This window comes from Mycobacterium sp. THU-M104 (assembly GCF_049197365.1).
Lineage (GTDB): Bacteria > Actinomycetota > Actinomycetes > Mycobacteriales > Mycobacteriaceae > Mycobacterium.
On record NZ_JBMIOP010000007.1, the window covers coordinates 1 to 26,125 of the forward strand.

Below are 26,125 nucleotides of genomic sequence, written 5' to 3' on the forward strand. Positions count from 1 at the left end.
GGCTCCTCAGCGGCGCCTGCGGCGCCGCATCGTCGCCCGGCTGGGTCTGATGGCCCGGCTCCTCAGCGGCGCCTGCGGCGCCGCATCGTCGCCCGGCTAGGCTTCTCGCTCGTGTCCCAGATCTCTCGCGACGGGGTCGCGCATCTGGCCCGCCTGTCCCGGCTGGCGTTGACCGATACCGAGCTGGACAGTTTCGCCGGCCAGCTCGACGCCATCCTCAACCACGTCAGCCAGGTCCGCGCGGTCGACGTCAGCGGCGTGGAGGCGACCGACAACCCGCTCAAGGACGTCAACGTGATGCGACCGGACGAGAAGGCGCCCTGCCTGAGCCAGCAGGACGCGCTGGCCGGGGCGCCGGAGGCCGTCGACGGCCGCTTCGCCGTGCCGCAGATCCTGGGGGACGCCCAGTGAACGACGCCATCCGGCTGGACGCCGCGACCCTGGCCGCCAAGATCGCCGCCAGAGAGCTGTCGTCGGCAGAGGTCACGCAGGCGTGCCTGGACCAGATCGAGGCCACTGACCACCGCTACCACGCGTTCTTGCATGTGGCGGCCGACGAGGCGCTGGCCGCGGCGGCCGCGGTCGACCAGGCGGTGGCCGCCGGCGAGCGGCTGCCCTCGCCGCTGGCCGGAGTCCCGCTCGCACTCAAAGACGTGTTCACCGCGGTGGATATGCCCACCACCTGCGGCTCGAAGATCCTTGCGGGCTGGCGTGCACCCTACGACGCCACCGTCACGCTGCGCCTGCGCGCGGCCGGCATCCCGATCCTGGGCAAGACCAACATGGACGAGTTCGCGATGGGGTCCTCGACGGAGAACTCCGCCTACGGGCCCACCCGCAACCCGTGGGACGTCGAGCGGGTGCCCGGCGGCTCCGGCGGCGGCAGCGCGGCGGCGCTGGCCGCATTTCAGGCGCCCCTGGCGATGGGATCCGATACGGGGGGCTCGATCCGCCAACCGGCCGCACTGACCGCGACCGTGGGCGTCAAGCCCACCTATGGCACGGTGTCCCGCTACGGGCTGGTGGCCTGCGCGTCGTCGCTTGACCAGGGCGGCCCGTGTGCGCGCACCGTGCTCGACACCGCGTTGCTGCACCAGGTGATCGCCGGGCACGATCACCGCGACTCCACCTCCCTGGACGTGGCGGTGCCCGACGTGGTCGGCGCCGCCCGCGCCGGTGCGGGCGGTGACCTGCGGGGCGTGCGCGTCGGGGTGGTGCGCCAGCTGCGCGGCGAGGGCTACCAGCCGGGGGTGTTGGCATCGTTTCAGGCCGCGGTGGACCGACTGATCGCGCTGGGCGCCGCGGTGAGCGAAGTCGACTGTCCGCACTTCGATTACGCGCTGTCCGCCTACTACCTGATCCTGCCGTCGGAGGTGTCTTCCAACCTGGCGCGGTTCGACGCGATGCGCTACGGGCTGCGGGTCGGCGACGACGGCAGCCACAGCGCCGAGGAGGTGATGGCGCTGACCCGCGCGGCCGGTTTCGGGCCCGAGGTCAAGCGGCGCATCATGATCGGCACCTACGCGCTGTCGGCCGGCTATTACGACGCCTACTACAACCAGGCGCAGAAGGTGCGCACGCTGATCGCCCGCGACCTCGACGAGGCCTACCAGGCCGTCGACGTCGTGGTGTCGCCGGCCACGCCGACCACCGCGTTCCGGCTCGGCGAGAAGGTCGACGACCCGCTGGCGATGTACCTGTTCGACCTGTGCACGCTGCCGCTGAACCTGGCCGGGCACTGCGGCATGTCGGTGCCGTCGGGGCTGTCGCCCGACGACGGCCTGCCGGTCGGCCTGCAGATCATGGCGCCCGCCCTGGCCGACGACCGTCTCTACCGGGTGGGCGCCGCCTACGAGGCCGCCCGCGGGCCGCTGCCGTCAGCGCTCTGACGCCGGCACCGGCGCCCGGGTCACACCTCGATCGGTGGGTACAAGCGTTCCAACGAGAACTGACGATCCCGGTGGGCCGACCACGAACTGGCCGCCAGCGACGCGACGAGCACGGCGGTCAGCACGCCCACCGAGATCCACAGCCTGGCGTCGGCACCACCCACTGTCAGCTGCCGAAGACCGTTGACCGCGTAGGTCATCGGATCGTAGGGATGCAGGATCTGAAACGGCTTCGCCGTTGTCTCCACCGGGTACACACCGCCTGACGACACCAGCTGGAACATCAAGAATGCCAGCGTGAGCACGCGACCCACCGCAACGCCGAACACCGCGTTGAACGCCTGGATCAAGGCCAGGAAGGCGGCCGCGATCAGGATCAGGAAGCCCACCGTGCCCAGGGTGTACACGGCGTTGAGCCCTACCCCGAAATGTACGACGGCGTACATCAGCGCCACCTGGGTCACCGCCAGCAGCAGCGCCGGCCAGTATGACGCCAGCACCACCCGCAGTGCGCCCAGCCCACTGACGATCGCGCGGGTTTGCAGCGGGGTCAGCAACATCCAGATGATCAGCGCGCCGATGAACAGCGCCAGCGGCAGGAAGAACGGTGCGAACCCGGTGCCGAAGGTGGCCGCGTGGTGAGTGAAATCGGATTCGACGCCGACGGGATTCGCCAGGATCTGGGCCACCTGGACGCGCTGTTGGTCGGTCAGTGCCGATATCCGTGTGTCGGCCGCACCAAGACCCGCAGCCAACTGCTGTGCACCGTCGTGGAGTCGGGCACTGCCGTCCGAGAGTTGCGCCAGTCCGGTGCTGAGCCTGTGCGCGCCGGCATCGAGGTCGGATGCGCCGGTGCGCAACGCGACCAGATCGGATTTGATCCCGCCGTCGAGCGCTCGGGTGATCAACGTGCGCAGCCGGCTGTTGGGGTCGGCCAGATCGCTTTCCAGCTGCGTGGCGTTGCCACGCAGTCGGGCCAAACCGTCGTCGGTGGCCGGGTCCATCCCCTTGGCGTCGAGCAGACGCTGCGCGCCGGCCAGCGTGTCGCCGAGTCCCCGCACGCTCGGATCCGGATTGGCGCGCAGTCCGTCCACCACCTGGTTGACGATCCCGGCGGCTTGCCGGTAGTCGATGTTGAGTGCCGCAAGACGGTCGGTGACGTTCGTCAGGTTGCCGCTCAGTTGCGTCGCGACCGCACCGGCCTCATTCGGGTCGAGACCCAGTGCGGCGAGATCGTCCACCATTTTCAGCAACGGGTCGCTGGCCTGCCCGACCCCGGCTGACAACCGGTGGGCGCCATCGGCCAGCGCGGCCGATCCGTCACGCGCGGTGGCAAGATTCTGCGCGAGCATGCCGGACCCATCGGCCAGTTGGCCGGCGCCGCCGGAGGCCTTCTCGACGTCGCCGGTGATCTGGTTCAGGGCGGTGCCGATGACCTGCTCGCCGACCTTGGCGCTGACCTGGTTGAGCACTTCCCGGGCTGCGTTCTGCCCCATCACCGACGCCAGATAGTTGTTGGCGTCGTTGAAACGGAAGTCGATCTGGGCCTTGCGGGGATGCGGCCCGGCGGGCGAGACGACGGCTTCGCTGAAGTCGGCCGGGAGTGTGATCGAGAAGTAGTAGCTGCCGTCGGCGACACCTTTGGCGGCCTCGGCTTCCGACATCTGGTGCAAGGCGAGCTGGCCGGATCCCAGCAGCGCGGCGGCCACCTGGTCGCCGGCGTGTAGCTCGTGGCCCGCCACGGCTGCACCCCGATCCTCGTCGACCAGTGCGACAGGGATTTTGCCGATCGCGGCGAACGGGTTCCAGAACGCCCACAGGTACATCGCTCCGTACAGCAGCGGCAGCACGATGATCGCGAGCAGCGCCACGCGCGGCATGGTGCCCCGGGAGTAGCGTTTGAGATCGGTCCCCAATGACATTCCGGCAAGCATGATCAGTCGTCGCCTTTCTGCTCTCCGATGCCGACCGGCTCGGTGGATCCCGCGTCATCCAGACCCGCGACCGGGAGTTGTGCCCGGATGCCCAGATCGTCGGCGACGGGGTTGACCGTCGCCGTGACCAACGTCTGATGCTCCCCGAGAGCGACCAGCCGGCGGATCAGGGTTTCTCGGCTGCGGTGGCTGGCCACTTGGTCGAGGTCGCCGACCGCCAGAAGTGGCGGCCGGGCGGTGTTGGCCAGTGCGATGCGCAGCAGCAGTCTGTCCAGTTCGTCGAGTTGGTCGACGTAGGCGCTCAGCCGCGGCAGCGGCAGCTCGCCGAACACCGGCCGGCACAGGGCTTCGTATTCCGTTTGGGTTGCCCGCCGCACCAACCGGTACCAGCGTGCGTTCCAGCGGCACTGCTCGGTGACCAGGTCCCTGACGGTGACCGACTCGAACACCGCGTCGAGTTGTTCGACACCCGCCAGGGCGGACACCCCGAAGATGTCGCGGGTCTTGGTGCGGCCGAAAACCGTGATCGTGCCGGTCGTCGGTTTCATCCGGCCGGCGAGGATCATCAGCAGGGCCGTCTGACCCGGTCCGGGGCGCGCTGTCAACACGGTCACGCCGCCTGCCTCGACGTCGAGGTCCAGAGGCGCGAACACTTGTCCCCACGGCCCTTTCATCGAGATCCCGCGCGCCATGACTGCGTGAACCGGCTCTTGGTGTTCGGCTCCGCTTTCCGGCACGGATGCTCTCCTCGGCTTCTCGGGACTTCGGCTTCTCTGAACTCGGGTCGACTTCGGTGGCACTGCGGAGTGCTGCGAGGCCTCGAGGCCATCAAAGCAGACGGAAACGCGTTGCGGCGGGCGACGCTGGGGGTCACCACCATCGGGCACCGTGCTTTCGTGTCCGCCGACACCGCCGCGGGGATCCAGCAGTGCAAGATGAGGACATGCGAATCGGAATTCTCACGGGAGGCGGCGACTGCCCCGGTCTCAACGCCGTCATCCGGGCGGTGGTGCGCACCTGCGACGCCCGCTACGGCTCCTCGGTGGTCGGGTTCTCCGACGGATGGCGCGGCCTGCTGGAGAACCGCCGCATCCAGCTGCAGAACGACGACCGCAACGACCGGCTGCTTGCCAAGGGCGGAACGATGCTGGGCACCGCGCGCGTGCACCCCGACAAGCTGCGGGCCGGGCTGGACCAGATCAAGCAGACCCTGGACGACAACGGCATCGACGTGCTGATCCCCATCGGCGGGGAAGGTACCCTGACGGCCGCGCACTGGCTGTCGGAGCAGAACGTTCCCGTGGTCGGTGTGCCGAAGACCATTGACAACGACATCGATTGCACCGACGTTACTTTCGGCCACGACACCGCGTTGACCGTGGCCACCGACGCCATCGACCGTTTGCACAGCACCGCCGAATCCCATCAGCGGGTGATGCTTGTCGAGGTGATGGGCAGGCACGCGGGCTGGATAGCGCTGAACGCCGGGCTGGCCTCCGGCGCGCACATGACGCTCATCCCCGAACAGCCCTTCGACATCGAGGAGGTGTGCCGGCTGGTCAAACGCCGCTTCCAGCGTGGAGATTCGCACTTCATCTGCGTGGTGGCCGAAGGGGCCAAGCCGGTGGAGGGATCTATCGCGTTGCGCGAGGGCGGGATCGACGAGTTCGGCCATGAGCGTTTCACCGGTGTGGCAGCTCAGCTGGCCGTCGAGGTGGAAAAGCGGATCAACAAGGAGGTGCGGGTGACGGTGTTGGGCCACGTGCAGCGCGGCGGCACCCCGACGGCCTACGACCGGGTGCTGGCCACCCGGTTCGGCGTCAACGCCGCCGACGCCGCGCACGCCGGCGAATACGGGCAGATGGTGTCGCTGCGCGGGCAGGACATCGGGCGGGTACCGCTGGCCGACGCGGTGCGCCAACTCAAACTGGTGCCCCCCGGCCGCTACGACGACGCCGCGGCCTTCTTCGGATGATGCCGGTCCGGTGCGCCTCCCGGCGCCGTCGCACAGCGACCGCGCCGGATCACCCGAGCGGACGAGCCGGCTGCCATGGTCCCCGGTGCGCGCTCCAGCGGCGCCACTAGGATCGGCATATGTCCGTTGCTGCCGACGCAGAACTGCTGGATTACGACGACGTCGTCGCGCGCTTCGACCCGGTGCTCGGGCTCGAGGTGCACGTCGAGCTGTCCACCGCGACCAAGATGTTCTGCGGCTGCGCCACCGACTTCGGCGCCGAACCCAACACCCAGGTGTGCCCGGTCTGCCTGGGTCTGCCCGGCTCGCTGCCGGTGCTCAACCGTGCCGCAGTGGAATCGGCGATCCGGATCGGGCTGGCCCTGAATTGTGAGATCGTGCCCTGGTGCCGCTTCGCCCGGAAGAACTACTTCTACCCGGACATGCCGAAGAACTATCAGATCTCGCAGTACGACGAGCCGATCGCCGTCAACGGCTACCTTGAGGCGCCGCTGGAAGACGGCACCACCTGGCGGGTCGAGATCGAGCGAGCGCACATGGAGGAGGACACCGGGAAGCTGACCCACCTGGGCAGTGAGACCGGGCGTATCCACGGGGCGACGACGTCGCTGATCGACTACAACCGGGCTGGCGTGCCACTGATCGAGATCGTCACCAAGCCGATCGTCGGGGCCGGGGCGCGGGCCCCCCAGATCGCCCGGGCCTACGTGACGGCATTGCGAGACCTGTTGCGGGCATTGGGTGTTTCCGATGTCCGGATGGACCAGGGCTCGATGCGCTGCGACGCCAACGTGTCGCTGAAGCCCACCGGGGCTTCTGAGTTCGGCACCCGTACCGAGACCAAGAACGTCAACTCGCTGCGCAGCGTGGAGGTCGCCGTGCGCTACGAAATGCAGCGCCAGGGTGCCGTTTTGACCTCCGGAGGCCGGATCACCCAGGAAACCAGGCACTTTCACGAGGCGGGTTACACCAGCCCGGGCCGCGTCAAGGAGACCGCAGAGGACTATCGCTACTTCCCCGAGCCCGACCTGGAGCCCGTGGCTCCCAGCCGCGATCTGGTCGAGCAGCTGCGGCAGACAATTCCCGAGCTACCGTGGTTGAGCCGCAAGCGGATTCAGCAGGAGTGGGGCGTTTCCGACGAGGTGATGCGCGATCTCGTCAACGCCGGAGCCGTCGAACTGGTCGCCGCGACCGTCGAGCGTGGCGCCTCGCCCGAGCAGGCTCGCGCATGGTGGGGCAACTTTCTGGTGCAGAAGGCCAACGAGGCCGGTGTCTCCCTCGACGAGCTCGCCGTGACGCCGGCCCAGGTCGCCGCCGTCGTGGCACTGGTCGACGAGGGCAAACTGTCCAACAAGCTGGCCCGCCAGGTGGTGGAGGGGGTGCTGGCAGGCGAAGGCGAACCCGAGCAGGTGATGACCGCCCGGGGTCTGGCGCTGGTGCGCGACGACTCGGTGACACAGGCCGCCGTCGAGGAGGCGCTGGCCGCCAATCCCGATGTCGCGGAGAAGATCCGCGGCGGCAAGGTGGCCGCGGCGGGCGCGATCGTCGGCGCGGTCATGAAGGCCACCCGCGGACAGGCCGACGCCGCGCGGGTGCGTGAACTCGTTCTGGCCGCCTGCGGGCAGGGGTAACGGCCTCCGGTCGCTTGCACCCGGACGAACACGCCGAAACCCTGGCGAACGCCTGCCGCGCGCATCCATGATGTACACGTGGTGGATGAATCGTTCGAAGACCTCATGGCCATGCTGGACCATCCGGTGTTCGTGGTGACGACCCACGACGACGGCCGGCCCTCGGGTTGTCTGGTCAGCTTCGCCAATCAGGCCAGCGTCGACCCGCCGGGATTCCTGGTCGGCATCGCCAGGAAAAGCCATGGCTTCGAAGCGGCCAGCCGATCGCAGCACCTGGCCGTGCACGTCCTGCCGCGGCAGCACCTTGGGGTCGCCGAACTGTTCGGCGACCAAAACCGGTCGAATGTCGACAGTTTCGATCGTTGTTCGTGGCGGGCGGGTCCACAGGGGATGCCGATCCTCGACGCCGCGATCGCCTGGTTCGTCGGCACGACGGTGGGCCGTCTCGACATCGGGGACCACATGATGTGCCTGCTGACACCCGTCGCCACCTGGGCCCCCGAGTCCTCTGAGGAGCCGCTGTATCTGTCCGACTTCGACGACACCGCCCCCGGGCGTGAGGCCTCGCAGCGGCTTTTCGACAGGGCGCCGGCCGATGCGGCGCACCGGTACGGCGTCAGGTTCACCCTCGGCGGCCTGTGAGCCGGCCGCGATCGGTCACGTCTTGTCGTCGTTGTTGCGGGGGAAGCCGCCGCCCTGCGGGAACAGCGGAAAGACCACGTCGTCGAGTTTCTGGGCGTCTCCGGCGGTCTTGTTGACGGTCGCACCCCACACGTTGCCGTCCGGCGACACCCGCAGCGCCCAGGCGTGGGCATGGGTGTCCTTGCGCACGACGTCGGGCTCACCGGTGACCGCGCCCGTGGAAGGTGCCAGCCGTACCGCCACCGTGAGCTCGGTGTTGATCAGGTTGATCAGCACGGTGCCGTCCATCGCCGCGCAGCCGGCCACTCCGGGCTTGTCCGGCCACGTCCACACCGTGGAGACCTCCGAGGTCCTGGTGATGCGCTGCAGCCGGTCCGCTGTCGGGGTGCGGTCGGCGATGTACAACGACCCGTCGACGGGGTCGATGCACAGTCCGCCGCCCGAGCCGATGCCGGAGAGGGCCGTCGTCGGCGGCGCCTGGCCCACCGTGGTCGGCTGCTCGATGCGCAGCACCTTGCCGGCCAGCGAATTGGGATCGGCGGCCAGCGCGGGGTCACCCGCGTCGCCGGTCATCACGACCAGGGTGGTGGGGCTGGTGAAGACCAGCGCCCCCATGTTGCCCGTCGCCCCCTTGGGGATGCCGGTCAGGATGTCCTTGGGGATGTCGCCGTCGGCGATGCGGATCACCCGGTTGTCGGTGGGCGTGCTGATGTAGGCGTACATCAGGCGGTCTTGGTTGTAGGTGGGCGAGAGCACGATGTCCATCAGACCGCCGTCCCCGGACGGGTCGACCGGGATGACGGTTTTCACCTTCGGTTCGGCGCTGACCGAGACGTCTTTGACCGCGCCGGTGAGGCGCTCGGCGACCAGCGCGGTTTTGCTGTCCATGCCCATGATGAGGCCGCTGGTGCTGCCCAGGCAGCCCTGCATCACTCCCGGAGCCGGGCACTCCTTGGGGAACGGCGTGGGCGGCAGCGGCGGTGGGGGGGGAGGCGTCGAGCTGGGTTGGGGCTTGAGCTCCGGGTTGGTGGTGAAGGGCTGGGACAGGGCGTCGTTGAACCGTGCGCAACCGCTGGACACCAGCACCACCGCGGAAAGTGCGGCGAGCCCACCCCGCACCCAGCGCCCTGAACGCCCTAGTCGCATGACCGACAGGCTACGGACAACTCCCGCGCCGTCGCCACACGCCCGCGCCCGACGCCCCTTGCGGCCCTCCGATGGGACAAATCGGGGCATTCGGGGCCTCGACGGACGATTTCAGCGGTATGAGCGCCGATTGCCGGGCGAAAGCGCCGCTCAAATCCCCAATTCGGGCACAAATGCCCTTACCCTGGCACGCGTGACCAGTCAATCGCATGACGCACCGTGGCAGCGGCCGGATCAATCCCCGGAGCCGACCCCGGGGCGCCCCGCCTCGGCACGTTTGGTCGACCCCGAAGACGACATGACGCCGATCGGGTACCCGGGCGACTTCGGAACCACCACCGTCATCCCGTACGCCGACCCCAACCACACGGGTGGTCACGGCGCCCCGGCATACCACCTTCTCGACAACCAGGAGCCGTTGCCGTACGTCGAACCCCAGATGCCGGCCCGGCCCGCGTCTGTCGAGCCCACGCACATCGATGCCGACGAGGCCGACGAGCGTGAGCACGCCGTCGGCCGCCGCGGCACCCAGCATCTGGGTCTGCTGGTTCTGCGGGTCGGGCTCGGCGTGGTACTGGGCGCCCACGGATTGCAGAAGTTGTTCGGCTGGTGGGGTGGCTCGGGCGTCACCGGATTCAGGAACTCGCTGTCCGACGTCGGCTACCAGCACGCGGACATTTTGGCCTACGTCAGCGCCGGCGGCGAGGTCGTCGCGGGTGTGCTGCTGGTGCTGGGGCTGTTCACCCCGATCGCCGCGGCAGGCGCGCTCGCGTTCCTGATCAACGGCCTGCTGGCAGGCGTCTCGGCGCGGCCGCACCCCCACACCTTGTCGTACTTCCTGCCGGACGGGCACGAGTACCAGATCACGCTGATCGTCCTGGCCGTGGCGGTGATCCTGTGCGGGCCGGGCCGTTACGGCCTGGACGCCGGCCGGGGCTGGGCCCACCGTCCCTTCATCGGTTCGTTCGTCGCCCTGCTGGCCGGCATCGCCGCCGGCATCGGGGTGTGGGTACTGCTCAACGGCGTCAATCCGATCTCCTGACGCCTCAGGCGCCGTCAGACCCTGACGCCTCAGGCGTAGGGGTTGGGCACCCTCCCGGAGCTGGCCCCGGTCAGCTTGGGCAGCGAGGCGAAGTCCACCGCCGGCAGTCGCAGGTCCGTGCCGCTCCTGAGGTGTGCGCGCGCCCATGACCCCTTGTGGAAGCGCAGACCGTCTATCTCCTCCCATCTCGCCGTCCGGCTGCCCAGCAGCGTCCGGACGGTGACCCCCCGGTCGTCGGCGACGGTCCGCAGCCGCACGATCAGCGCGGAGAGCACCACCGGGATCACGAGCAGGGGTGCCGACGGTGGCCAGGCCAGCACCGGGATCAGCAGCCCGAGCGCGAAGAACCCGACGGCCAGGTGCGCGATCGGCGAGATCTTGATCACCATGGGGGTTTGGGAAGATGATCCGGTAGCCACCCCCGCATCATCCCACCGCGCGATCCGGCACCTACCCGGGTGGCCGCCGGATTTGACGGTTGAGCAGTGCGAAGGCTAACGTCGGTCAGTATGGATACCGTCGGAAAGCCCGGGATGCTCCCCGAGATGCTCCCCCAAATGCTCGTAGTAATCGGTCGGCGCGTTGGGGCCTGACCAGCTTTACGGCATTTGAAGCGATCCAGCACCAACGCGCAACCCTCGTGCAGCAGCTGAGCTGACGGGGGTTTTTTGTTGCCCACAGCGAGCCCCCAGAGTGAATAAGGACCAAACGACAGTGAGCGCTCCCACCAGGCCGCACACCCCGCAGCCACCCAACGCGGCCGACATCGCCTCGGACGCGGTCAAGCCCGCCGCGAAGCCCCCCGCCGTCGGATCGAAAGGTGTTGCGCCGCAACAACTCACCGGCGCCCAGTCGGTGATCCGGTCGCTGGAGGAACTCGGCGTCGAGGTCATCTTCGGAATTCCCGGCGGCGCCGTGCTTCCCGTCTACGACCCGCTGTTCGACTCCAAGAAACTGCGCCACGTGCTGGTGCGCCACGAGCAGGGCGCCGGGCATGCCGCCAGCGGCTACGCGCACGCCACCGGCAAGGTCGGGGTGTGCATGGCGACCTCGGGTCCGGGCGCCACCAACCTGGTGACCCCGCTGGCCGACGCGCAGATGGACTCGATCCCCGTAGTCGCCATCACCGGGCAGGTCGGGCGTTCGCTGATCGGGACCGACGCCTTCCAGGAGGCCGACATCTCCGGCATCACGATGCCGATCACCAAGCACAACTTCCTGGTCCGCTCCGGCGACGAGATCCCGCGGGTGATCGCCGAGGCGTTCCACATCGCCGCCACCGGGCGCCCCGGCGCGGTGCTCGTCGACATCCCCAAGGACGTGCTGCAGGGCCAGTGCACGTTCAGCTGGCCGCCGCGCCTGGACCTGCCCGGTTACAAGCCGAACACCAAGCCGCACAACAGGCAGATCCGCGAGGCCGCCAAGCTGATCGCGGCCGCCCGCAAACCGGTGCTCTACGTCGGCGGCGGCGTCATCCGCGGCGAGGCGACCGGGCAGCTGGCCGAGCTGGCCGAGCTGACCGGCATCCCGGTCGTCACCACGCTGATGGCGCGCGGCGCGTTCCCGGACAGCCACCGCCAGCACCTGGGCATGCCGGGCATGCACGGCACGGTCGCGGCCGTGGCGGGGCTGCAGCGCGCCGACCTGCTGATCGCACTGGGCACCCGGTTCGACGACCGGGTCACCGGCAAGCTGGACACCTTCGCGCCGGAGGCCAAGGTCATCCACGCCGACATCGACCCGGCCGAGATCGGCAAGAACCGGCACGCCGACGTGCCGATCGTCGGTGACGTCAAAGCGGTCATCACCGAACTCATCGCGATGCTGCGCCACCTTGATGTCGCGGGCACGGCCGACCTGACCGACTGGTGGGCCTATCTGGACGACGTCAAGTCGACCTACCCGCTGAGCTACGGCCCGCAGAGCGACGGCAGCCTGAGCCCGGAACTGGTGATCGAGACGCTGGGCCAGAGCGCCGGTCCCGATGCGGTGTACGTCGCCGGCGTCGGCCAGCACCAGATGTGGGCGGCGCAGTTCATCTCCTATGAGAAGCCGCGCACCTGGCTCAACTCCGGGGGACTGGGCACCATGGGGTTCGCCATCCCGGCGGCCATGGGCGCCAAGATCGCCCGCCCTGACGCCGAGGTCTGGGCGATCGACGGCGACGGCTGCTTCCAGATGACCAATCAGGAGCTGGCGACCTGCGCCATCGAGGGTGTGCCGATCAAGGTGGCGCTGATCAACAACGGCAACCTGGGCATGGTGCGCCAGTGGCAGACCCTGTTCTACGCGGAGCGGTACTCGCAGACCGACCTGGCCACCCACTCGCATCGCATCCCGGACTTCGTCAAGCTGGCCGAGGCCCTGGGCTGCGTCGGATTGCGTTGCGAGCGCCCCGAAGACGTGGCCGACGTGATCGCCGCGGCGCGCGCCATCAATGATCGCCCGGTGGTGATCGACTTCATCGTCGGCGCCGACGCCCAGGTCTGGCCGATGGTGGCCGCCGGGACCAGCAACGACGAGATCCAGGCGGCCCGCGGCATCCGGCCGCTGTTCGACGACGAAAGCGAAGGGCACGCCTGATGAACACTCATACGTTGTCCGTGCTCGTCGAGGACAAGCCCGGTGTGCTCGCGCGGGTGGCGGCGTTGTTCTCCCGCCGCGGGTTCAACATCGAGTCGCTGGCCGTCGGCGCCACCGAGAGCAAGGACATGTCGCGGATGACGATCGTCGTCTCTGCCGAGGAGACCCCGCTCGAGCAGGTGACCAAGCAGCTCAACAAGCTGATCAACGTCATCAAGATCGTCGAGCTCGACGAGGGCAATGCGGTGTCTCGCGAGCTGGCGCTGATCAAGGTGCGGGCCGACGCCGGCACCCGCAGCCAGGTGATCGAAGCGGTGAACCTGTTCCGCGCCAAGGTGATCGACGTGTCGCCGGAGGCGCTGACCATCGAGGCCACCGGTAATCGCGGCAAGATCGAGGCGCTGCTGCGGGTGTTGGAGCCGTTCGGTGTCCGCGAGATCGTCCAGTCCGGAGTGGTGTCGCTGTCGCGCGGTCCGCGCGGCCTGGGCACCAAATAGATTTCAGCTGTTGTGAACACGAAGGAGACAGGGAACGTGCCATCCGAGGCATTGGAGATGTTCTACGACGACGACGCAGACCTGGCGATCATCGCCGGCCGCAAGGTCGGTGTGATCGGCTACGGCAGCCAGGGGCACGCCCACGCGCTGAGCCTGCGCGACTCGGGCGTGCAGGTGAAGGTGGGCCTCAAGGAGGGCTCGAGGTCCCGGGCGAAGGTCGAGGAGCAGGGCCTGCAGGTCGACACTCCCGCGGAGGTCGCCAGGTGGGCCGACGTGATCATGCTGCTGGCCCCCGACACCGCGCAGGCGGAGATCTTCGCAGGCGACATCGAGCCCAACCTGAGAGACGGTGACGCGCTGTTCTTCGGGCACGGGCTCAACATCCACTTCGGGCTGATCAAGCCCCCCGCCGGGGTCACCATCGCGATGGTCGCCCCGAAGGGCCCCGGGCACCTGGTGCGCCGGCAGTTCGTCGACGGCAAAGGCGTGCCGTGCCTGATCGCCGTGGACCAGGATCCGACCGGGAAGGGCGAGGCGCTGGCGCTGTCCTACGCCAAGGGCATCGGCGGCACCCGCGCCGGCGTCATCAAGACCACGTTCAAAGACGAGACGGAGACCGACCTCTTCGGCGAACAGGCCGTGTTGTGCGGCGGCACAGAGGAATTGGTGAAGACCGGATTCGACGTGATGGTGGAGGCGGGTTATCCGCCGGAGATGGCGTACTTCGAGGTGCTGCACGAGCTCAAGCTGATCGTCGATCTGATGTACGAGGGCGGTATCGCCCGGATGAACTACTCGGTGTCCGACACCGCGGAATTCGGCGGGTACCTGTCGGGGCCCCGCGTCATCGACGCCGGCACCAAGGAGCGGATGCGCGAGATCCTGCGCGACATCCAGAACGGCAGCTTCGTCAAGAAGCTGGTCGCCAACGTCGAGGGCGGCAACAAACAGCTCGAGGAGCTGCGCAAACAGAACGCCGAGCACCCGATCGAGGTCACCGGCAAGAAGCTGCGCGACCTGATGAGCTGGGTGGACCGCCCGATCACCGAGACGGCGTAACCCCGAGCGTCACGCCAGAGTGGCGTTCGGCCACCACGGTCACTCTGGCGTGACGCGGGGCGACGCGAGGCGCCCCGCGACAGTCACCACCCGGCGGGCCAGGTGGTCCAGGGCGTTCGCGGTGGGATCGTCGATGACCTCGATGTTGTCGTGGGCGGAGACCAGGCTCACCCCGTAGGGGTTGCCGTCGACGAACTTGGCCGGGTCGGTGTACCCCGGCGGCACGATGAAGCCGCCGAAATGCATCAGCGTGAGGTAGAGGCTGACCAGCGTGGTCTCCTGCCCGCCGTGCAGGGTGTTCGACGACGTGAAGGCCGCGTAGACCTTGTCGGCGAGCTTGCCCTGCGACCACAGGCCGCCCAGGGAGTCGAGGAAGGCGCGCAATTGTGCTGCGGGGGAGCCGAAGCGGGTCGGCGAACCGAAGATCACCGCATCGGCCCACACGATGTCCTCGCCGGTGGCCGCGGGGAGATCCTTGGTCGCTTCGTAGTTCGCAGTCCACGCCGGGTTGTGCGCGAACGCTTCCGGGTCGAGGGTCTCGGTGACGTGGCGCACCCGGACCTCGGCGCCCTCGGACTCGGCCGCCGCGGCGACGCGTCGCGCCATCGTGGTGCCGTGCCCGGTGGCCGAGTAGTAGATGATCGCGAGTCTGGTCATCAGGGCAGCGTAACCGCGACGGTGGCACCGGCGATATGTCGTCGCGAAAGGTGTTGGCGCCGAGGAAAAGCCAGGTGGCTTTCGCGTCCCACCCGCTGACGCGCCGACCGTCCGCCGCGCGCGAAAAACGCAGCCGATAGGCTGACAGCGTGAACTTGCCTGTTGTGTTGATCGCCGACAAACTTGCCCAGTCAACCGTCGCCGCGCTCGGGGACCAGGTCGAGGTGCGCTGGGTGGACGGACCCGACCGCGAGAAGCTGCTGGCCGCGGTGGGTGAGGCCGACGCGCTGCTGGTGCGCTCGGCCACCACCGTCGACGCCGAGGTGCTGGCGGCGGCCCCCAAGCTGAAGATCGTGGCCCGCGCCGGCGTGGGGCTGGACAACGTGGACGTCGGCGCTGCCACCGAGCGCGGCGTGCTGGTGGTCAACGCCCCGACGTCCAACATCCACAGCGCCGCGGAACACGCCATGGCCCTGCTGCTGTCCGCCGCCCGCCAGATCCCGGCCGCCGACGCCTCCCTGCGCGCCCACACCTGGAAACGGTCGTCGTTCTCGGGCACTGAGATCCTCGGCAAGACCGCCGGCATCGTCGGGCTGGGCCGGATCGGGCAACTGGTCGCCCAACGGCTCGCGGCCTTCGGCGCGCACCTCGTGGCCTACGACCCCTACGTGTCAGCGGCCCGCGCCGCGCAGCTCGGCATCGAACTGCTCTCGCTCGACGATCTGCTGGCCCGCGCCGACTTCATCTCGGTGCACCTGCCCAAGACGCCCGAGACGGCGGGGCTGATCGACAAGGAGGCTCTGGCCAAGACCAAGCCGGGCGTCATCATCGTCAACGCCGCGCGCGGCGGCCTGGTGGACGAGGCCGCGCTGGCCGAGGCCATCAGCAGTGGCCACGTCCGCGGCGCCGGTCTCGACGTCTTCGCCAAGGAACCGTGCACCGAGAGCCCGCTGTTCGAGCTGCCGCAGGTGGTGGTGACGCCGCACCTGGGCGCGTCCACGGCCGAGGCTCAGGACCGGGCCGGCACCGACGTCGCGGAAAGCGTGAAGCTGGCCCTGGCCGGGGAGTTCGTCCCGGATGCCGTCAATGTCGGCGGGGGTGCGGTCAACGAAGAGGTGGCGCCCTGGCTGGACCTGGTGCGCAAGCTGGGGGTGCTGGTCGCCGCCCTGTCCAGTGGGCTGCCGGCGTCGGTTTCGGTGCAGGTGCGCGGCGAGTTGGCCGCCGAGGACGTCGAGGTGCTGCGCCTGTCGGCGTTGCGCGGACTGTTCTCGGCCGTCATCGAGGACACCGTGACGTTCGTCAACGCGCCCGCGCTGGCCGAGGAGCGCGGCGTGACCGCCGAGATCACGAAGGCCACGGAGAGCCCCAACCACCGCAGCGTGGTCGACGTGCGGGCGGTCGGTCCGGACGGGTCGACCGTCAACGTGGCCGGCACCTTGTCGGGGCCGCAGCTGACCGAGAAGATCGTTCAGATCAACGGCCGCAACTTCGACCTGCGCGCCGAGGGCACCAACCTGGTGATCAACTACGTCGACCAGCCCGGTGCGCTGGGCAAGATCGGCACCCTGCTGGGTGGAGCCGGGGTGAACATCCACGCCGCGCAGCTGTCCGAGGACACCGAGGGGCCGGGAGCGACCATCCTGCTGCGGCTGGACCGGGACGTCCCCGCGGAGGTACGGTCGGCGATCGCGGCCGCCGTGAGCGCCAACAAGCTCGAAGTGGTCGACCTGTCGTGAACGGCGCCGGCGCGGAGCGGCGTCGATGAAGCTCGCGATCATCGCCGGCGACGGGATCGGCCCCGAGGTGGTGGCCGAGGCGGTCAAGGTCCTCGACGCGGTACTGCCCGGCGTGCAGAAGACCGACTACGACCTCGGTGCCCGGCGGTACCACGCCACCGGCGAGTTGCTGCCGGAATCGGTGCTCGCCGAACTGCGCGAGCACGACGCCATTCTGCTCGGGGCGATCGGTGATCCCTCGGTGCCCAGCGGGGTGCTGGAGCGAGGCCTGTTGCTGCGCATGCGTTTTGCGCTGGACCATCACGTCAACCTGCGGCCGTCCCGGCTCTTTCCGGGTGTGAGCAGCCCGCTCGCCGGAAACCCGCAGATCGACTTCGTGGTGGTCCGTGAGGGAACCGAAGGGCCCTACACCGGTAACGGCGGCGCGATCCGCGTCGGGACGCCCCACGAGGTCGCGACCGAGGTGAGCCTGAACACCGCGTTCGGGGTTCGTCGTGTGGTCGTCGACGCGTTCGAGCGCGCGCAGCGGCGGCGCAAGCACCTGACACTGGTGCACAAGACCAACGTGCTGGCGTTCGCCGGGACGCTGTGGTCGAGGATGGTGGCCGAGGTCGGCGCGCAATATCCTGACGTCCAGGTGGCCTATCTGCACGTCGACGCCGCCACCATCTTCCTGGTCACCGATCCGGGGCGCTTCGACGTGATCGTCACCGACAACCTGTTCGGCGACATCATCACCGACCTGGCCGCGGCGGTGTGCGGCGGAATCGGCCTGGCGGCCAGTGGAAACATCGACGCCACCCGCGCCAACCCGTCGATGTTCGAGCCCGTGCACGGCAGCGCGCCGGACATCGCCGGGCAAGGGATCGCGGACCCGACCGCGGCGATCATGTCGGTGGCGCTGCTGCTCGCCCACCTGGGGGAGAACGACGCCGCCCTCAGGGTCGATCGGGCTGTCGCGGCCTATCTGTCGACCCGCGGGAGCGAACGGCGCGCCACCGGCGAAGTCGGCGAACGGATTGCCGCCGCGCTCTAGGCTGCAGTCCGGGCGGGAGCAGGCGCGTCGGCACCAACGGCGCCGCCAGCAACGGGAACAGTCCGCACAGGCCCCAGGCGACGGGATACTTCGACGCCGTGATCAGCGCACCGAACACCGGCGGCGCGGCGGCCGCCATCAGCCGCTGCGTGGTGTTCTGGATGCCCAGGGCGCGCCCACTCCAGAACGGCCCGGCGAACTCGGTGATCGCGGTCGCCTCCAAACCGTTGTCGAGGACCGCGATCACCGAGATGGCGATCATCAGCACCACCTGGTATCGCGAATTCAGATGATCGGCCCACGCCAGCAGGAAGAGGGTCACGGCGGCCGCGCCGGCGATGATGCGGACCGGCCGCATCCGTGACCCGATCCTGTCCGACCAGCGGCCGACCATGATGCGGCCCGCGGCACCCAGGAGCTGCGAGATGATGACCATGGCGCCGGCGGCAGCGATCGACCAGTGCAGGTTGTTGATCAGCCACACCAGCATGAACGTCACGGTGACCGTCTGCGGCATCATCAGCAGACCGGCCACCGCGTGGATGCGCGTCAGCACGAATGGCCTGCGGTAGGGACTGGCCAATTCCTGACCGGTGGCCGCTTGTCGGGATTTCCGCGGCGGGTCGACGATCCCGATTGCCGCGGCTACCGCCGCCGTCGTGCACGCGAAGGCCGGAAACATCAGGCCCGCACTCGGCCCCCGTTCGGCGAGCTCGGGAATCACCATTGCGCCCAAGGCGATTCCCAGAGGTTGCGCGGTCTGGCGGATGCCCATGGCCAGGCCGCGCTGATGCGGCGGGAACCACGCGGACACCAGCCGTCCGCCGGCGCTGTTGCAGCTCGCGGCGGCCATGCCGCCGAGGAACAGGTACACGCCGGTCAGAAACAGCGCGTGGACCGACGCCGCGGAGTACGCCGCCAGCGCGGTCAGCGCGGAACCCGCGGTCAGTACCACGCGTTCGCCGACGCGGTCCAGCACGTAACCCCAGAGCACCAGGGTGACGACCATGCCCCAGCTGGGCATGGACGACAGCAGGCTCGCCTCGGTCAGCGGGATCGCGCGGGCAGACTCCAGCGCGGGAATCATAAAGGCGACGCCGTTGATGAACAGGAACGAACTCGCCGTCACCCCCAGTGAAATGGCCATGACCGACCACCGGGCGCCCGCGCTGCACTGGCCCCCAGAACCCGGGTCGGTCGGCATCTGCTCATGGTTGCACACGGTGATGGGACATCGCTGAACGCGCAGGGGCCGACGAGCCGCCACGCCCGGCTGGGCCGCGGGCCGCGGGAGCCCGGACCGTCGCCAGACTAGGCTCAAGTGAATGCGCCTTGGTCGAATCGCCAGCCCGGACGGACTCTCTGGTAAACCTGCCTTCGTCAGCATCGAGGGCGACCCCGCCGGCCCCGCCGGAATGACCGTCCGCGAGATCGCCGAGCATCCTTTCGGCATGCCCACCTTCACAGGCCGATCGTGGCCGCTGGCCGACGTCCGACTGCTGGCGCCGATCCTGGCCAGCAAGGTGGTCTGCGTCGGCAAGAACTACGCCGACCACATCGCGGAGATGAGCAACATGACCGGCCCGGCGTCGGCGGACCCGGTCATCTTCCTCAAGCCCAGCACCGCGATCATCGGACCGAACGTGCCGATTCTTCTGCCTGCCAATGCATCACCGGTGCATTTCGAGGGCGAGTTGGCGGTGGTGATCGGCCGGGCATGCAAGGACGTCCCGGCTGCGCGGGCCGCCGAGAACATTCTCGGCTACACCATCGGAAACGACGTCTCGGCGCGCGACCAGCAGCAGGCCGACGGCCAGTGGACCCGGGCCAAAGGGCATGACACCTTCTGCCCGGTCGGGCCCTGGATCGTCACCGACCTCACACCGCTGGACCCGGCCGACCTCCAATTGCGCACCGAGGTCAACAACGAGACCAAGCAACACAGCCGCACCTCGCTGATGGTCCACGACATCGGCGCGATCGTGGAGTGGATCTCTGCCGTGATGACTTTGCTGCCCGGCGACCTGATCCTGACCGGCACACCGGCGGGGGTGGGTCCCCTCGAGGACGGCGACACCGTCTCGGTCACCATCGAGGGAATCGGAACCCTGACCAATCCCGTAGTCCGCAAAGGAAAGTCGTGAGCCCCAACACCGGCGTCCCCAACACCGGCGTCCCCAGCACCGACGTCCGGGTCCGTTTCTGCCCGTCGCCCACCGGCACCCCGCACGTCGGGATGGTCCGAACCGCACTGTTCAACTGGGCCTACGCTCGACACACCGGCGGCACCTTCGTCTTTCGCATCGAGGACACCGACGCGCAGCGCGACACCGAGGAAAGCTACCTGGCATTGCTCGACGCGCTGCGCTGGCTCGGCCTCGACTGGGACGAGGGACCCGAGGTCGGTGGCCCCTACGCGCCGTACCGGCAGTCGCAGCGCAAGGACATCTACCGCGACGTGGTGGCCAGGTTGCTCGAAGCGGGTGAGGCCTATTACGCCTTCTCCACGCCGGAGGAGGTCGAGGCGCGGCACATCGCCGCCGGCCGCAACCCCAAGCTCGGGTACGACAATTTCGACCGCCAGCTGACCGACGCGCAGCGCTCGGCGTTCCTGGCCGAGGGCCGTAAGCCCGTGGTGCGCCTGCGGATGCCCGACGAGGACCTTCACTGGGACGACCTGGTGCGTGGGCCCACCACCTTCGCGGCGGGCAGCGTGCCCGATTTCGCGCTGACCCGCGCCAGCGGAGATCCCTTGTACACCTTGGTCAACCCGTGCGACGACGCGCTGATGAAGATCACCCACGTGCTGCGGGGCGAGGACCTGCTGCCCTCGACGCCCCGTCAGCTCGCGCTCTACCGGGCGCTGATCCGGATCGGCGTCGCCGAGCGGACCCCGGAATTCGCGCACCTGCCAACCGTGTTGGGGGAGGGGACGAAGAAGCTTTCCAAGCGTGACCCGGAGTCGAACCTGTTCACCCACCGGGAGCGCGGTTTCATCCCCGAGGGGCTGCTGAACTACCTGGCGCTGCTCGGCTGGGCGATCGCGGACGACCATGACTTGTTCAGCCTCGACGAGATGGTTGCCGCGTTCGACGTCGTCGACGTCAACTCCAATCCGGCCCGTTTCGACCAGAAGAAGGCCGACGCGCTCAACGCCGAGCACATCCGCATGCTCGACGCGGCCGACTTCACCGCCCGGCTGCGCGACCATTTCAGCGCGCACGACCGTCGCACCGGGCTGGACGACGCCGGCTTCGCCGCGGCGGCCGCGCTGGTGCAGACCCGCATCGTGGTCCTCGGCGACGCCTGGGACCTGCTGAAGTTTCTCAGCGACGACGAATACGCTCTCGACCCCAAGGCCGCCGCCAAGGAGCTGGGGCCCGAGGCCGACACGGTGCTGGACGCGGCCCTGGCCTCGCTGGACGCGGTGCCGGAGTGGACCGCGGCGCACATCGAGGACGCGCTCAAAGGCGCGCTCATCGAGGGGCTGGGGCTCAAACCACGCAAGGCGTTCGGCCCGATCCGGGTGGCCGCCACCGGTGCGACGGTCAGCCCGCCGCTGTTCGAGTCCCTCGAACTGCTCGGCCGCGACCGCAGCCTGCTACGCCTGCGGGGTGCGCGCACCGGCTAGGAACGACTGGCGTGCGGAACGCGCGCGAAGTATTTGGTAGTCTGCACTGCGGTTCGCGAAGGCCGACAACAGCTGGCGGCGGTGGTCCCACGAGGTGGCTTCAGCCGCCCGGGATCGCTCAGAGCAGCGGTTTCAGGCAGGTAGTGGGGTATGGTGTAATTGGCAACACAGCTGATTCTGGTTCAGCCATTCTAGGTTCGAGTCCTGGTACCCCAGCAAAAGATTCCAGCAAAAGATGCCCACCGCAAGCGATTAGGTGGGCTTAGCCGGGTGAGCTATGCTGGCAGCTCGGATCGGTTCTGGCCCCGTCGTCTAGCGGCCTAGGACGCCGCCCTCTCACGGCGGTAGCGTGGGTTCGAATCCCATCGGGGCTACAAAGACCGTTGACCGGTCATTCACCGGCCGGTTCCGGGACCGCGGGTGCGGTGGAACCGCCGACCGGCATGTGCGGCAGGCCGAGCTTGCGGTGGTCCCACGAGCGGGCGCGGCGGGGGACGATGCGCACACAGACGCGCTTGTTCATCATCTGCTCGACGAACGGCTTCATCTCGTCGGTGTAGGGGCCGGTGTAGCGCTCCCAGACGCTGACCCCCACGCGGTGCGAGACGTCGGGATCGTCGACGATCTCGGCCACGCCCTCGAAGGAGACCCCGCGCAGGGTGTCGTAGGTGTGGCCGTCCTCGATCAGAAAGCTGACTCGCGGATCCCGGCTGAGGTTGACCGCTTTCTGCGACTTGGCTTTGGTCTCCAGCCAGATCTCGCCGTCGACGACGGCGTACCACATGGCGGTCAGGTGCGGCTGGCCGTCGGAGCCGATGGTGGCCAGTGTGCCGGTGCGGCTCTTGACGACGAAGTCGGCGATCTCGTCGGAGGACATGACGATGCTCGCGCGCTGATTGGTTCCCATGGGTAGTCAGTCTGGCAGGCGCCGCGGCGCAACCTGCTCCGAGTCCGCGCCGGCGGGCCCGAGTCGGACGGCCATGTTGCGGCAGCGGGTCAGAGCCGGCGGGTCAGAGCTTCGGCAGCCGACAACAGGTCGGCGGCCCAGCGCACCCCGGGACGCCGCCCGATCCGGTCGACCGGCCCGGACACCGATATCGCGGCGACGACGACACCGCGGCCGTCGCGCACCGGCGCCGACACGCTCGCCACCCCCGGCTCGCGCTCGGCGACGCTCTGCGCCCAACCGCGCCGGCGCACCTCGGCCAGCGTCCGGTCGGTGAATTTCGCCAGCGGCAGAACGGCTTTCTGGGTCGCCGCGTCGCTATGGGCCAGGAGCACTTTGGCCCCCGAACCCGCGGTCATCGGCAACCTCGCCCCGACCGGGACCGTATCGCGCAGGCCGGCAGCCGGTTCCATGGCCGCCACGCAGACCCGCGAGGTCCCCTCACGGCGGTACAGCTGAACGCTTTCGCCGGTCGTCTCGCGCAATGCGGGGAGCACCGCCGCGCCCGCAGCCAGCAGAGGATCGTGCACGCGGGTCGCCAGTTCGCTGACGGCGGCTCCGAGGCGCCAGCGGCCGTCGTCGCCGCGCGCCAAGAGGCGGTGGACTTCCAGAGCGGCCGCCAGCCGGTAGGCGGTGGCCCGCGGCAGGCCGGTCCGCTCGCACAGTTCGGCCAACCCGCATGGTGATTCGGAGACGGTGTGCAGGACGCCCAACGCTTTGTCGAGAACGCCGATGCCGCTATGCTGTCTCACGAAGAGATACTAGCGTCTCGCATGGTGAGATCACCACTCCGGATCGACCGGTGGGCCGCTGGCGAGGCGAATCGAGGCGAGGTCGAGATGGGATCGCAGATGAAGACGTCTGGCGCGGGTGCGCCGCGCACCCTGGCCGAAAAAGTTTGGGAAGACCACGTTGTGGTATCAGGTGGGGGTCCCGGACCGGCGGGGGCACCGGATGTGATCTACATCGACCTGCATCTGGTGCATGAAGTGACCAGTCCCCAGGCTTTCGACGGCCTGCGCCTGGCCGGCCGTCCGGTGCGCCGGCCCGATCTGACGCTGGCCACCGAGGACCACAACGTTCCCACGGTCGGCATCGACAAGCCGATCGCCGATCCGGTGTCGCGCATCCAGGTCGAGACATTGCGGCGCAACTGCGAGGAATTCGGTGTCCGGCTCTATCCGATGGGCGACATCGAGCAGGGCATCGTGCACGTCGTCGGACCCCAATTGGGGCTGACGCAACCGGGAATGACGGTCGTCTGTGGCGACAGCCACACCTCCACCCACGGCGCGTTCGGGGCGCTGGCCATGGGCATCGGCACGTCAGAGGTCGAACACGTACTGGCCACCCAGACGCTGCCGTTGCGGCCGTTCAAGACGATGGCGGTCACTGTGGACGGGGGCATGGACGGGCGGCTGCCCGACGGGGTGACCGCAAAAGACGTCGTGCTGGCGCTGATCGCCCAGATCGGTACCGGCGGCGGTCAGGGCCACGTCATCGAATACCGGGGCAGCGCCATCGAATCGCTGTCCATGGAGGGCAGGATGACGATCTGCAACATGAGCATCGAAGCCGGCGCCCGGGCGGGGATGATCGCGCCCGATGACACGACGTACGAATTCCTGCGGGGCCGTCCGCACGCGCCGACCGGTGCGCACTGGGACGCGGCGATGCGGTACTGGCAGCAACTGCGCACCGACCCCGGTGCCGCCTTCGACACCGAGGTCCATCTCGACGCGACCTCGTTGAGCCCGTTCGTCACCTGGGGTACCAATCCGGGCCAGGGAGTCCCGCTGACCGCCACCGTCCCGGATCCCGCGCAGATCGCCGAGCAGGGCGATCGCAGAGCTGCGGAGAAAGCATTGGCGTACATGGACCTTCAACCGGGTACCCCCATGCGCGATATCGCGGTCGACGCGGTGTTCGTCGGCTCGTGCACCAACGGCCGTATCGAAGATCTGCGCGCCGCCGCCGAGGTGTTGCGGGGCCGCAGGGTCGCCGACGGGGTCCGGATGCTCGTGGTACCGGGCTCCATGCGGGTGCGCGCACAGGCCGAAGCCGAAGGGCTCGATGAGATTTTCGCCACAGCGGGTGCGGAATGGCGACAGGCCGGATGCTCGATGTGCCTCGGGATGAACCCGGATCAGCTTGCGCCGGGGGAGCGCTGCGCCGCGACCTCCAACCGCAACTTCGAGGGCCGGCAGGGCAAGGGCGGCCGTACACATCTGGTTTCGCCGGCCGTGGCCGCCGCAACAGCCGTCCGCGGAAAATTGTCCGCTCCCGCGGACCTGAACTGACCGACTGAAAGGGGATGAGCATGGAAGCCTTTCGCGCCCATACCGGTATCGGCGTGCCGCTGAGGCGCTCCAATGTCGATACCGACCAAATCATTCCGGCGGTATTTTTGAAGCGCGTCACCCGGACCGGCTTCCAGGACGGCCTTTTCGCCACCTGGCGTTCGGATCCCGCATTCGTACTGAACCTCGCCCCCTTCGATCGGGGCTCAGTCCTGGTCGCCGGGCCCGACTTCGGGACCGGCTCGTCGCGCGAGCACGCGGTGTGGGCGCTCATGGACTACGGCTTCCGGGTGGTTATCTCCTCGCGCTTCGGCGACATTTTCCGGGGCAACGCGGGCAAGGCGGGGCTGCTGGCCGCGGAAGTTTCGCAAGACGGCGTCGAGCTTCTCTGGAAGCTGATCGAGCAGAGCCCGGGACTGGAAATCACTGCCAATCTTCAAGATCGAAATATCACCGCCGGAACGGCGCTGCTGCCGTTCAACATTGACGATCACACCGCCTGGCGACTGCTCGAGGGGCTCGACGATATAGCCCTTACGCTGCGAAAACTCGACGAGATCGAGGCTTTCGAGGCGACTCGGCCCGAGTGGAAACCGAGCATTTCTCTCACCCGCTGAAATCTCCGCCGGGCACCGAATTGGGGCCCGCAGACCGCGGCGACTCGGCCGATTTCGGAGGAGCCCACGAGTCAAGGGCGGCAACCGGATTGCGAAATCGACGGTCAATCACTCCTGAAATTGCGCGTGGCTCTTGGAAATTTGCCGGGTAAAGGTTTACCGTGTGCTCTAGTCGGTTCCCGAAAACGAGGACCACTGGCTTCGGAGGGTATGGATGAACAAAGCAGAGCTCATTGAGGTGCTCACAGAGAAAATGGGCTCGGACCGTCGGCAGGCGACCGCCGCCGTCGAGAACGTCGTCGACACCATCGTGCGTGCGGTGCACAAGGGTGACAGCGTCACCATCACCGGCTTCGGAGTGTTCGAACAGCGCCGGCGCGCGGCGCGGGTTGCCCGCAATCCGCGTACCGGCGAGACGGTGAAGGTGAAGCCCACGTCCGTTCCGGCATTCCGACCCGGCGCCCAGTTCAAAGCGGTTGTGTCTGGTGCACAGCGCCTCCCGACGGAAGGGCCTGCCGTCAAGCGCGGTGTCGTGGCCGCGGGTGCGGCCAAGAAGGCGGCAGCGAAGAAGACGTCCGCCAGGAAGCCGGCCGCCAAGAAGGCCGTGACCAAGGCTCCGGCGAAGAAGGCCGCGACCAAGGCTCCGGCGAAGAAGGCCGCGACCAAGGCTCCGGCGAAGAAGGCCGCGACCAAGGCTCCGGCGAAGAAGGCCGTGACCAAGGCTCCGGCGAAGAAGGCCGTGACCAAGGCTCCGGCGAAGAAGGCCGCGACCAAGGCTCCGGCGAAGAAGGCCGTGACCAAGGC

General features: G+C 68.6%; 24 protein-coding genes and 2 tRNA genes. 18 read left to right on the forward strand and 8 right to left on the reverse strand.

The genetic code is table 11. The annotated features are described in order from the left end of the window. The first annotated feature begins 111 nt into the window (after nt 1-111). Nucleotides 112-411 (forward strand): Asp-tRNA(Asn)/Glu-tRNA(Gln) amidotransferase subunit GatC, encoded by a 300-nt coding sequence (gene gatC / locus ACOJVU_RS00310; RefSeq protein ID WP_421527950.1) that lies wholly within the window; start codon nt 112-114, stop codon nt 409-411. Beyond that, nucleotides 408-1,889, forward strand: coding sequence for an Asp-tRNA(Asn)/Glu-tRNA(Gln) amidotransferase subunit GatA (gene gatA / locus ACOJVU_RS00315; RefSeq protein WP_421527951.1), 1,482 nt, complete (start codon nt 408-410; stop codon nt 1,887-1,889). The genes gatC and gatA overlap by 4 nt, the downstream gene beginning before the upstream one ends. A gap of 20 nt (nt 1,890-1,909) precedes the next feature. Here gatA and ACOJVU_RS00320 read toward each other — a convergent pair whose 3' ends face one another. After that, nucleotides 1,910-3,823, reverse strand: a complete 1,914-nt coding sequence (locus ACOJVU_RS00320) for a YhgE/Pip family protein (RefSeq protein ID WP_421527952.1) — start codon at nt 3,821-3,823, stop codon at nt 1,910-1,912. Nucleotides 3,824-3,825: 2 nt separating this feature from the next. Next, on the reverse strand, nt 3,826-4,560 hold the full coding sequence (locus ACOJVU_RS00325; RefSeq protein ID WP_421527953.1) for an ATP-binding cassette domain-containing protein: 735 nt from the start codon (nt 4,558-4,560) through the stop codon (nt 3,826-3,828). Between the two features lie 206 nt (nt 4,561-4,766). On the opposite strand from ACOJVU_RS00325, the gene ACOJVU_RS00330 reads away from it, so the two are divergent. From ACOJVU_RS00330 to ACOJVU_RS00340, 3 genes are all read left to right on the forward strand, one after another. Next, the gene (locus tag ACOJVU_RS00330; protein ID WP_421527954.1) at nt 4,767-5,798 is read left to right on the forward strand and encodes an ATP-dependent 6-phosphofructokinase; all 1,032 of its coding nucleotides are present in this window, start codon (nt 4,767-4,769) and stop codon (nt 5,796-5,798) included. Nucleotides 5,799-5,917: 119 nt separating this feature from the next. Beyond that, nucleotides 5,918-7,429, forward strand: a complete 1,512-nt coding sequence (gatB, locus tag ACOJVU_RS00335) for an Asp-tRNA(Asn)/Glu-tRNA(Gln) amidotransferase subunit GatB (protein WP_421527955.1) — start codon at nt 5,918-5,920, stop codon at nt 7,427-7,429. A 78-nt stretch (nt 7,430-7,507) separates the two neighbouring features. Then, entirely contained in the window at nt 7,508-8,071 is a 564-nt protein-coding gene (locus tag ACOJVU_RS00340; protein ID WP_421527956.1) for a flavin reductase family protein, read from the forward strand. Nucleotides 8,072-8,086: 15 nt separating this feature from the next. Here ACOJVU_RS00340 and ACOJVU_RS00345 read toward each other — a convergent pair whose 3' ends face one another. Next, nucleotides 8,087-9,217, reverse strand: coding sequence for a PQQ-dependent sugar dehydrogenase (locus tag ACOJVU_RS00345; protein WP_421527957.1), 1,131 nt, complete (start codon nt 9,215-9,217; stop codon nt 8,087-8,089). A 193-nt stretch (nt 9,218-9,410) separates the two neighbouring features. Here ACOJVU_RS00345 and ACOJVU_RS00350 point away from each other — a divergent pair, with 193 nt between their 5' ends. Further along, nucleotides 9,411-10,259, forward strand: coding sequence for a DoxX family protein (locus ACOJVU_RS00350; RefSeq protein ID WP_421527958.1), 849 nt, complete (start codon nt 9,411-9,413; stop codon nt 10,257-10,259). A 29-nt stretch (nt 10,260-10,288) separates the two neighbouring features. On the opposite strand, the gene ACOJVU_RS00355 is transcribed toward ACOJVU_RS00350, so the two are convergent. Next, nucleotides 10,289-10,648 (reverse strand): PH domain-containing protein, encoded by a 360-nt coding sequence (locus tag ACOJVU_RS00355; protein ID WP_421527970.1) that lies wholly within the window; start codon nt 10,646-10,648, stop codon nt 10,289-10,291. A gap of 325 nt (nt 10,649-10,973) precedes the next feature. Here ACOJVU_RS00355 and ACOJVU_RS00360 point away from each other — a divergent pair, with 325 nt between their 5' ends. From ACOJVU_RS00360 to ilvC, 3 genes are read left to right on the forward strand one after another with little or no spacing between them, the layout of a single operon-like run. Then, complete coding sequence (locus tag ACOJVU_RS00360) at nt 10,974-12,842, forward strand: acetolactate synthase large subunit (RefSeq protein ID WP_421527959.1); 1,869 nt, start codon at nt 10,974-10,976, stop codon at nt 12,840-12,842. Beyond that, nucleotides 12,842-13,339: an acetolactate synthase small subunit gene (gene ilvN / locus ACOJVU_RS00365; protein WP_421527960.1), complete on the forward strand. Its 498-nt coding sequence runs from the start codon at nt 12,842-12,844 to the stop codon at nt 13,337-13,339. The genes ACOJVU_RS00360 and ilvN overlap by 1 nt, the downstream gene beginning before the upstream one ends. A gap of 57 nt (nt 13,340-13,396) precedes the next feature. Next, nucleotides 13,397-14,398, forward strand: coding sequence for a ketol-acid reductoisomerase (gene ilvC, locus ACOJVU_RS00370; protein WP_421527971.1), 1,002 nt, complete (start codon nt 13,397-13,399; stop codon nt 14,396-14,398). A gap of 39 nt (nt 14,399-14,437) precedes the next feature. Here the strand turns inward: ilvC and wrbA are convergent, their stop codons facing one another. Further along, nucleotides 14,438-15,055, reverse strand: a complete 618-nt coding sequence (wrbA, locus tag ACOJVU_RS00375; protein WP_421527961.1) for an NAD(P)H:quinone oxidoreductase — start codon at nt 15,053-15,055, stop codon at nt 14,438-14,440. Between the two features lie 149 nt (nt 15,056-15,204). On the opposite strand from wrbA, the gene serA reads away from it, so the two are divergent. Beyond that, entirely contained in the window at nt 15,205-16,791 is a 1,587-nt protein-coding gene (gene serA, locus ACOJVU_RS00380; RefSeq protein WP_421527962.1) for a phosphoglycerate dehydrogenase, read from the forward strand. 25 nt (nt 16,792-16,816) lie between these two features. Then, nucleotides 16,817-17,827 (forward strand): 3-isopropylmalate dehydrogenase, encoded by a 1,011-nt coding sequence (locus ACOJVU_RS00385; protein ID WP_421527963.1) that lies wholly within the window; start codon nt 16,817-16,819, stop codon nt 17,825-17,827. Here the strand turns inward: ACOJVU_RS00385 and ACOJVU_RS00390 are convergent. After that, entirely contained in the window at nt 17,730-19,031 is a 1,302-nt protein-coding gene (locus tag ACOJVU_RS00390) for an MFS transporter (RefSeq protein ID WP_421527964.1), read from the reverse strand. The genes ACOJVU_RS00385 and ACOJVU_RS00390 overlap by 98 nt on opposite strands. Before the next feature lie 121 nt (nt 19,032-19,152). Here ACOJVU_RS00390 and ACOJVU_RS00395 point away from each other — a divergent pair, with 121 nt between their 5' ends. The 4 genes from ACOJVU_RS00395 to ACOJVU_RS00410 all read left to right on the forward strand — a co-directional run bounded on the left by ACOJVU_RS00395 (nt 19,153) and on the right by ACOJVU_RS00410 (nt 21,832). Then, entirely contained in the window at nt 19,153-19,971 is an 819-nt protein-coding gene (locus ACOJVU_RS00395; RefSeq protein ID WP_421527965.1) for a fumarylacetoacetate hydrolase family protein, read from the forward strand. Next, nucleotides 19,968-21,458 carry a glutamate--tRNA ligase gene (gltX, locus tag ACOJVU_RS00400; RefSeq protein WP_421527966.1) on the forward strand — a complete coding sequence of 497 codons (1,491 nt, stop codon included), beginning with the start codon at nt 19,968-19,970 and terminating at the stop codon, nt 21,456-21,458. The genes ACOJVU_RS00395 and gltX overlap by 4 nt, the downstream gene beginning before the upstream one ends. Nucleotides 21,459-21,602: 144 nt before the next feature. Then, nucleotides 21,603-21,674: transfer RNA gene (locus ACOJVU_RS00405), tRNA-Gln, on the forward strand. Nucleotides 21,675-21,759: 85 nt separating this feature from the next. Beyond that, nucleotides 21,760-21,832 (forward strand) — tRNA-Glu (locus ACOJVU_RS00410). Between the two features lie 17 nt (nt 21,833-21,849). Here the strand turns inward: ACOJVU_RS00410 and ACOJVU_RS00415 are convergent. Both ACOJVU_RS00415 and ACOJVU_RS00420 read right to left on the reverse strand, forming a co-directional pair. Further along, nucleotides 21,850-22,365 (reverse strand): PPOX class F420-dependent oxidoreductase, encoded by a 516-nt coding sequence (locus tag ACOJVU_RS00415; RefSeq protein WP_421527967.1) that lies wholly within the window; start codon nt 22,363-22,365, stop codon nt 21,850-21,852. An 89-nt stretch (nt 22,366-22,454) separates the two neighbouring features. Then, nucleotides 22,455-23,156, reverse strand: a complete 702-nt coding sequence (locus tag ACOJVU_RS00420) for an IclR family transcriptional regulator (protein WP_421527968.1) — start codon at nt 23,154-23,156, stop codon at nt 22,455-22,457. Between the two features lie 99 nt (nt 23,157-23,255). On the opposite strand from ACOJVU_RS00420, the gene leuC reads away from it, so the two are divergent. From leuC to ACOJVU_RS00435, 3 genes are all read left to right on the forward strand, one after another. Next, nucleotides 23,256-24,704: a 3-isopropylmalate dehydratase large subunit gene (gene leuC, locus ACOJVU_RS00425; protein WP_421527972.1), complete on the forward strand. Its 1,449-nt coding sequence runs from the start codon at nt 23,256-23,258 to the stop codon at nt 24,702-24,704. Between the two features lie 20 nt (nt 24,705-24,724). Continuing rightward, nucleotides 24,725-25,321, forward strand: a complete 597-nt coding sequence (gene leuD, locus ACOJVU_RS00430; RefSeq protein WP_421527973.1) for a 3-isopropylmalate dehydratase small subunit — start codon at nt 24,725-24,727, stop codon at nt 25,319-25,321. 214 nt (nt 25,322-25,535) lie between these two features. Further along, nucleotides 25,536-26,125, forward strand: a 590-nt coding sequence (locus tag ACOJVU_RS00435) for an HU family DNA-binding protein (RefSeq protein ID WP_421527969.1), incomplete at its 3' end; no start/stop codon positions are given.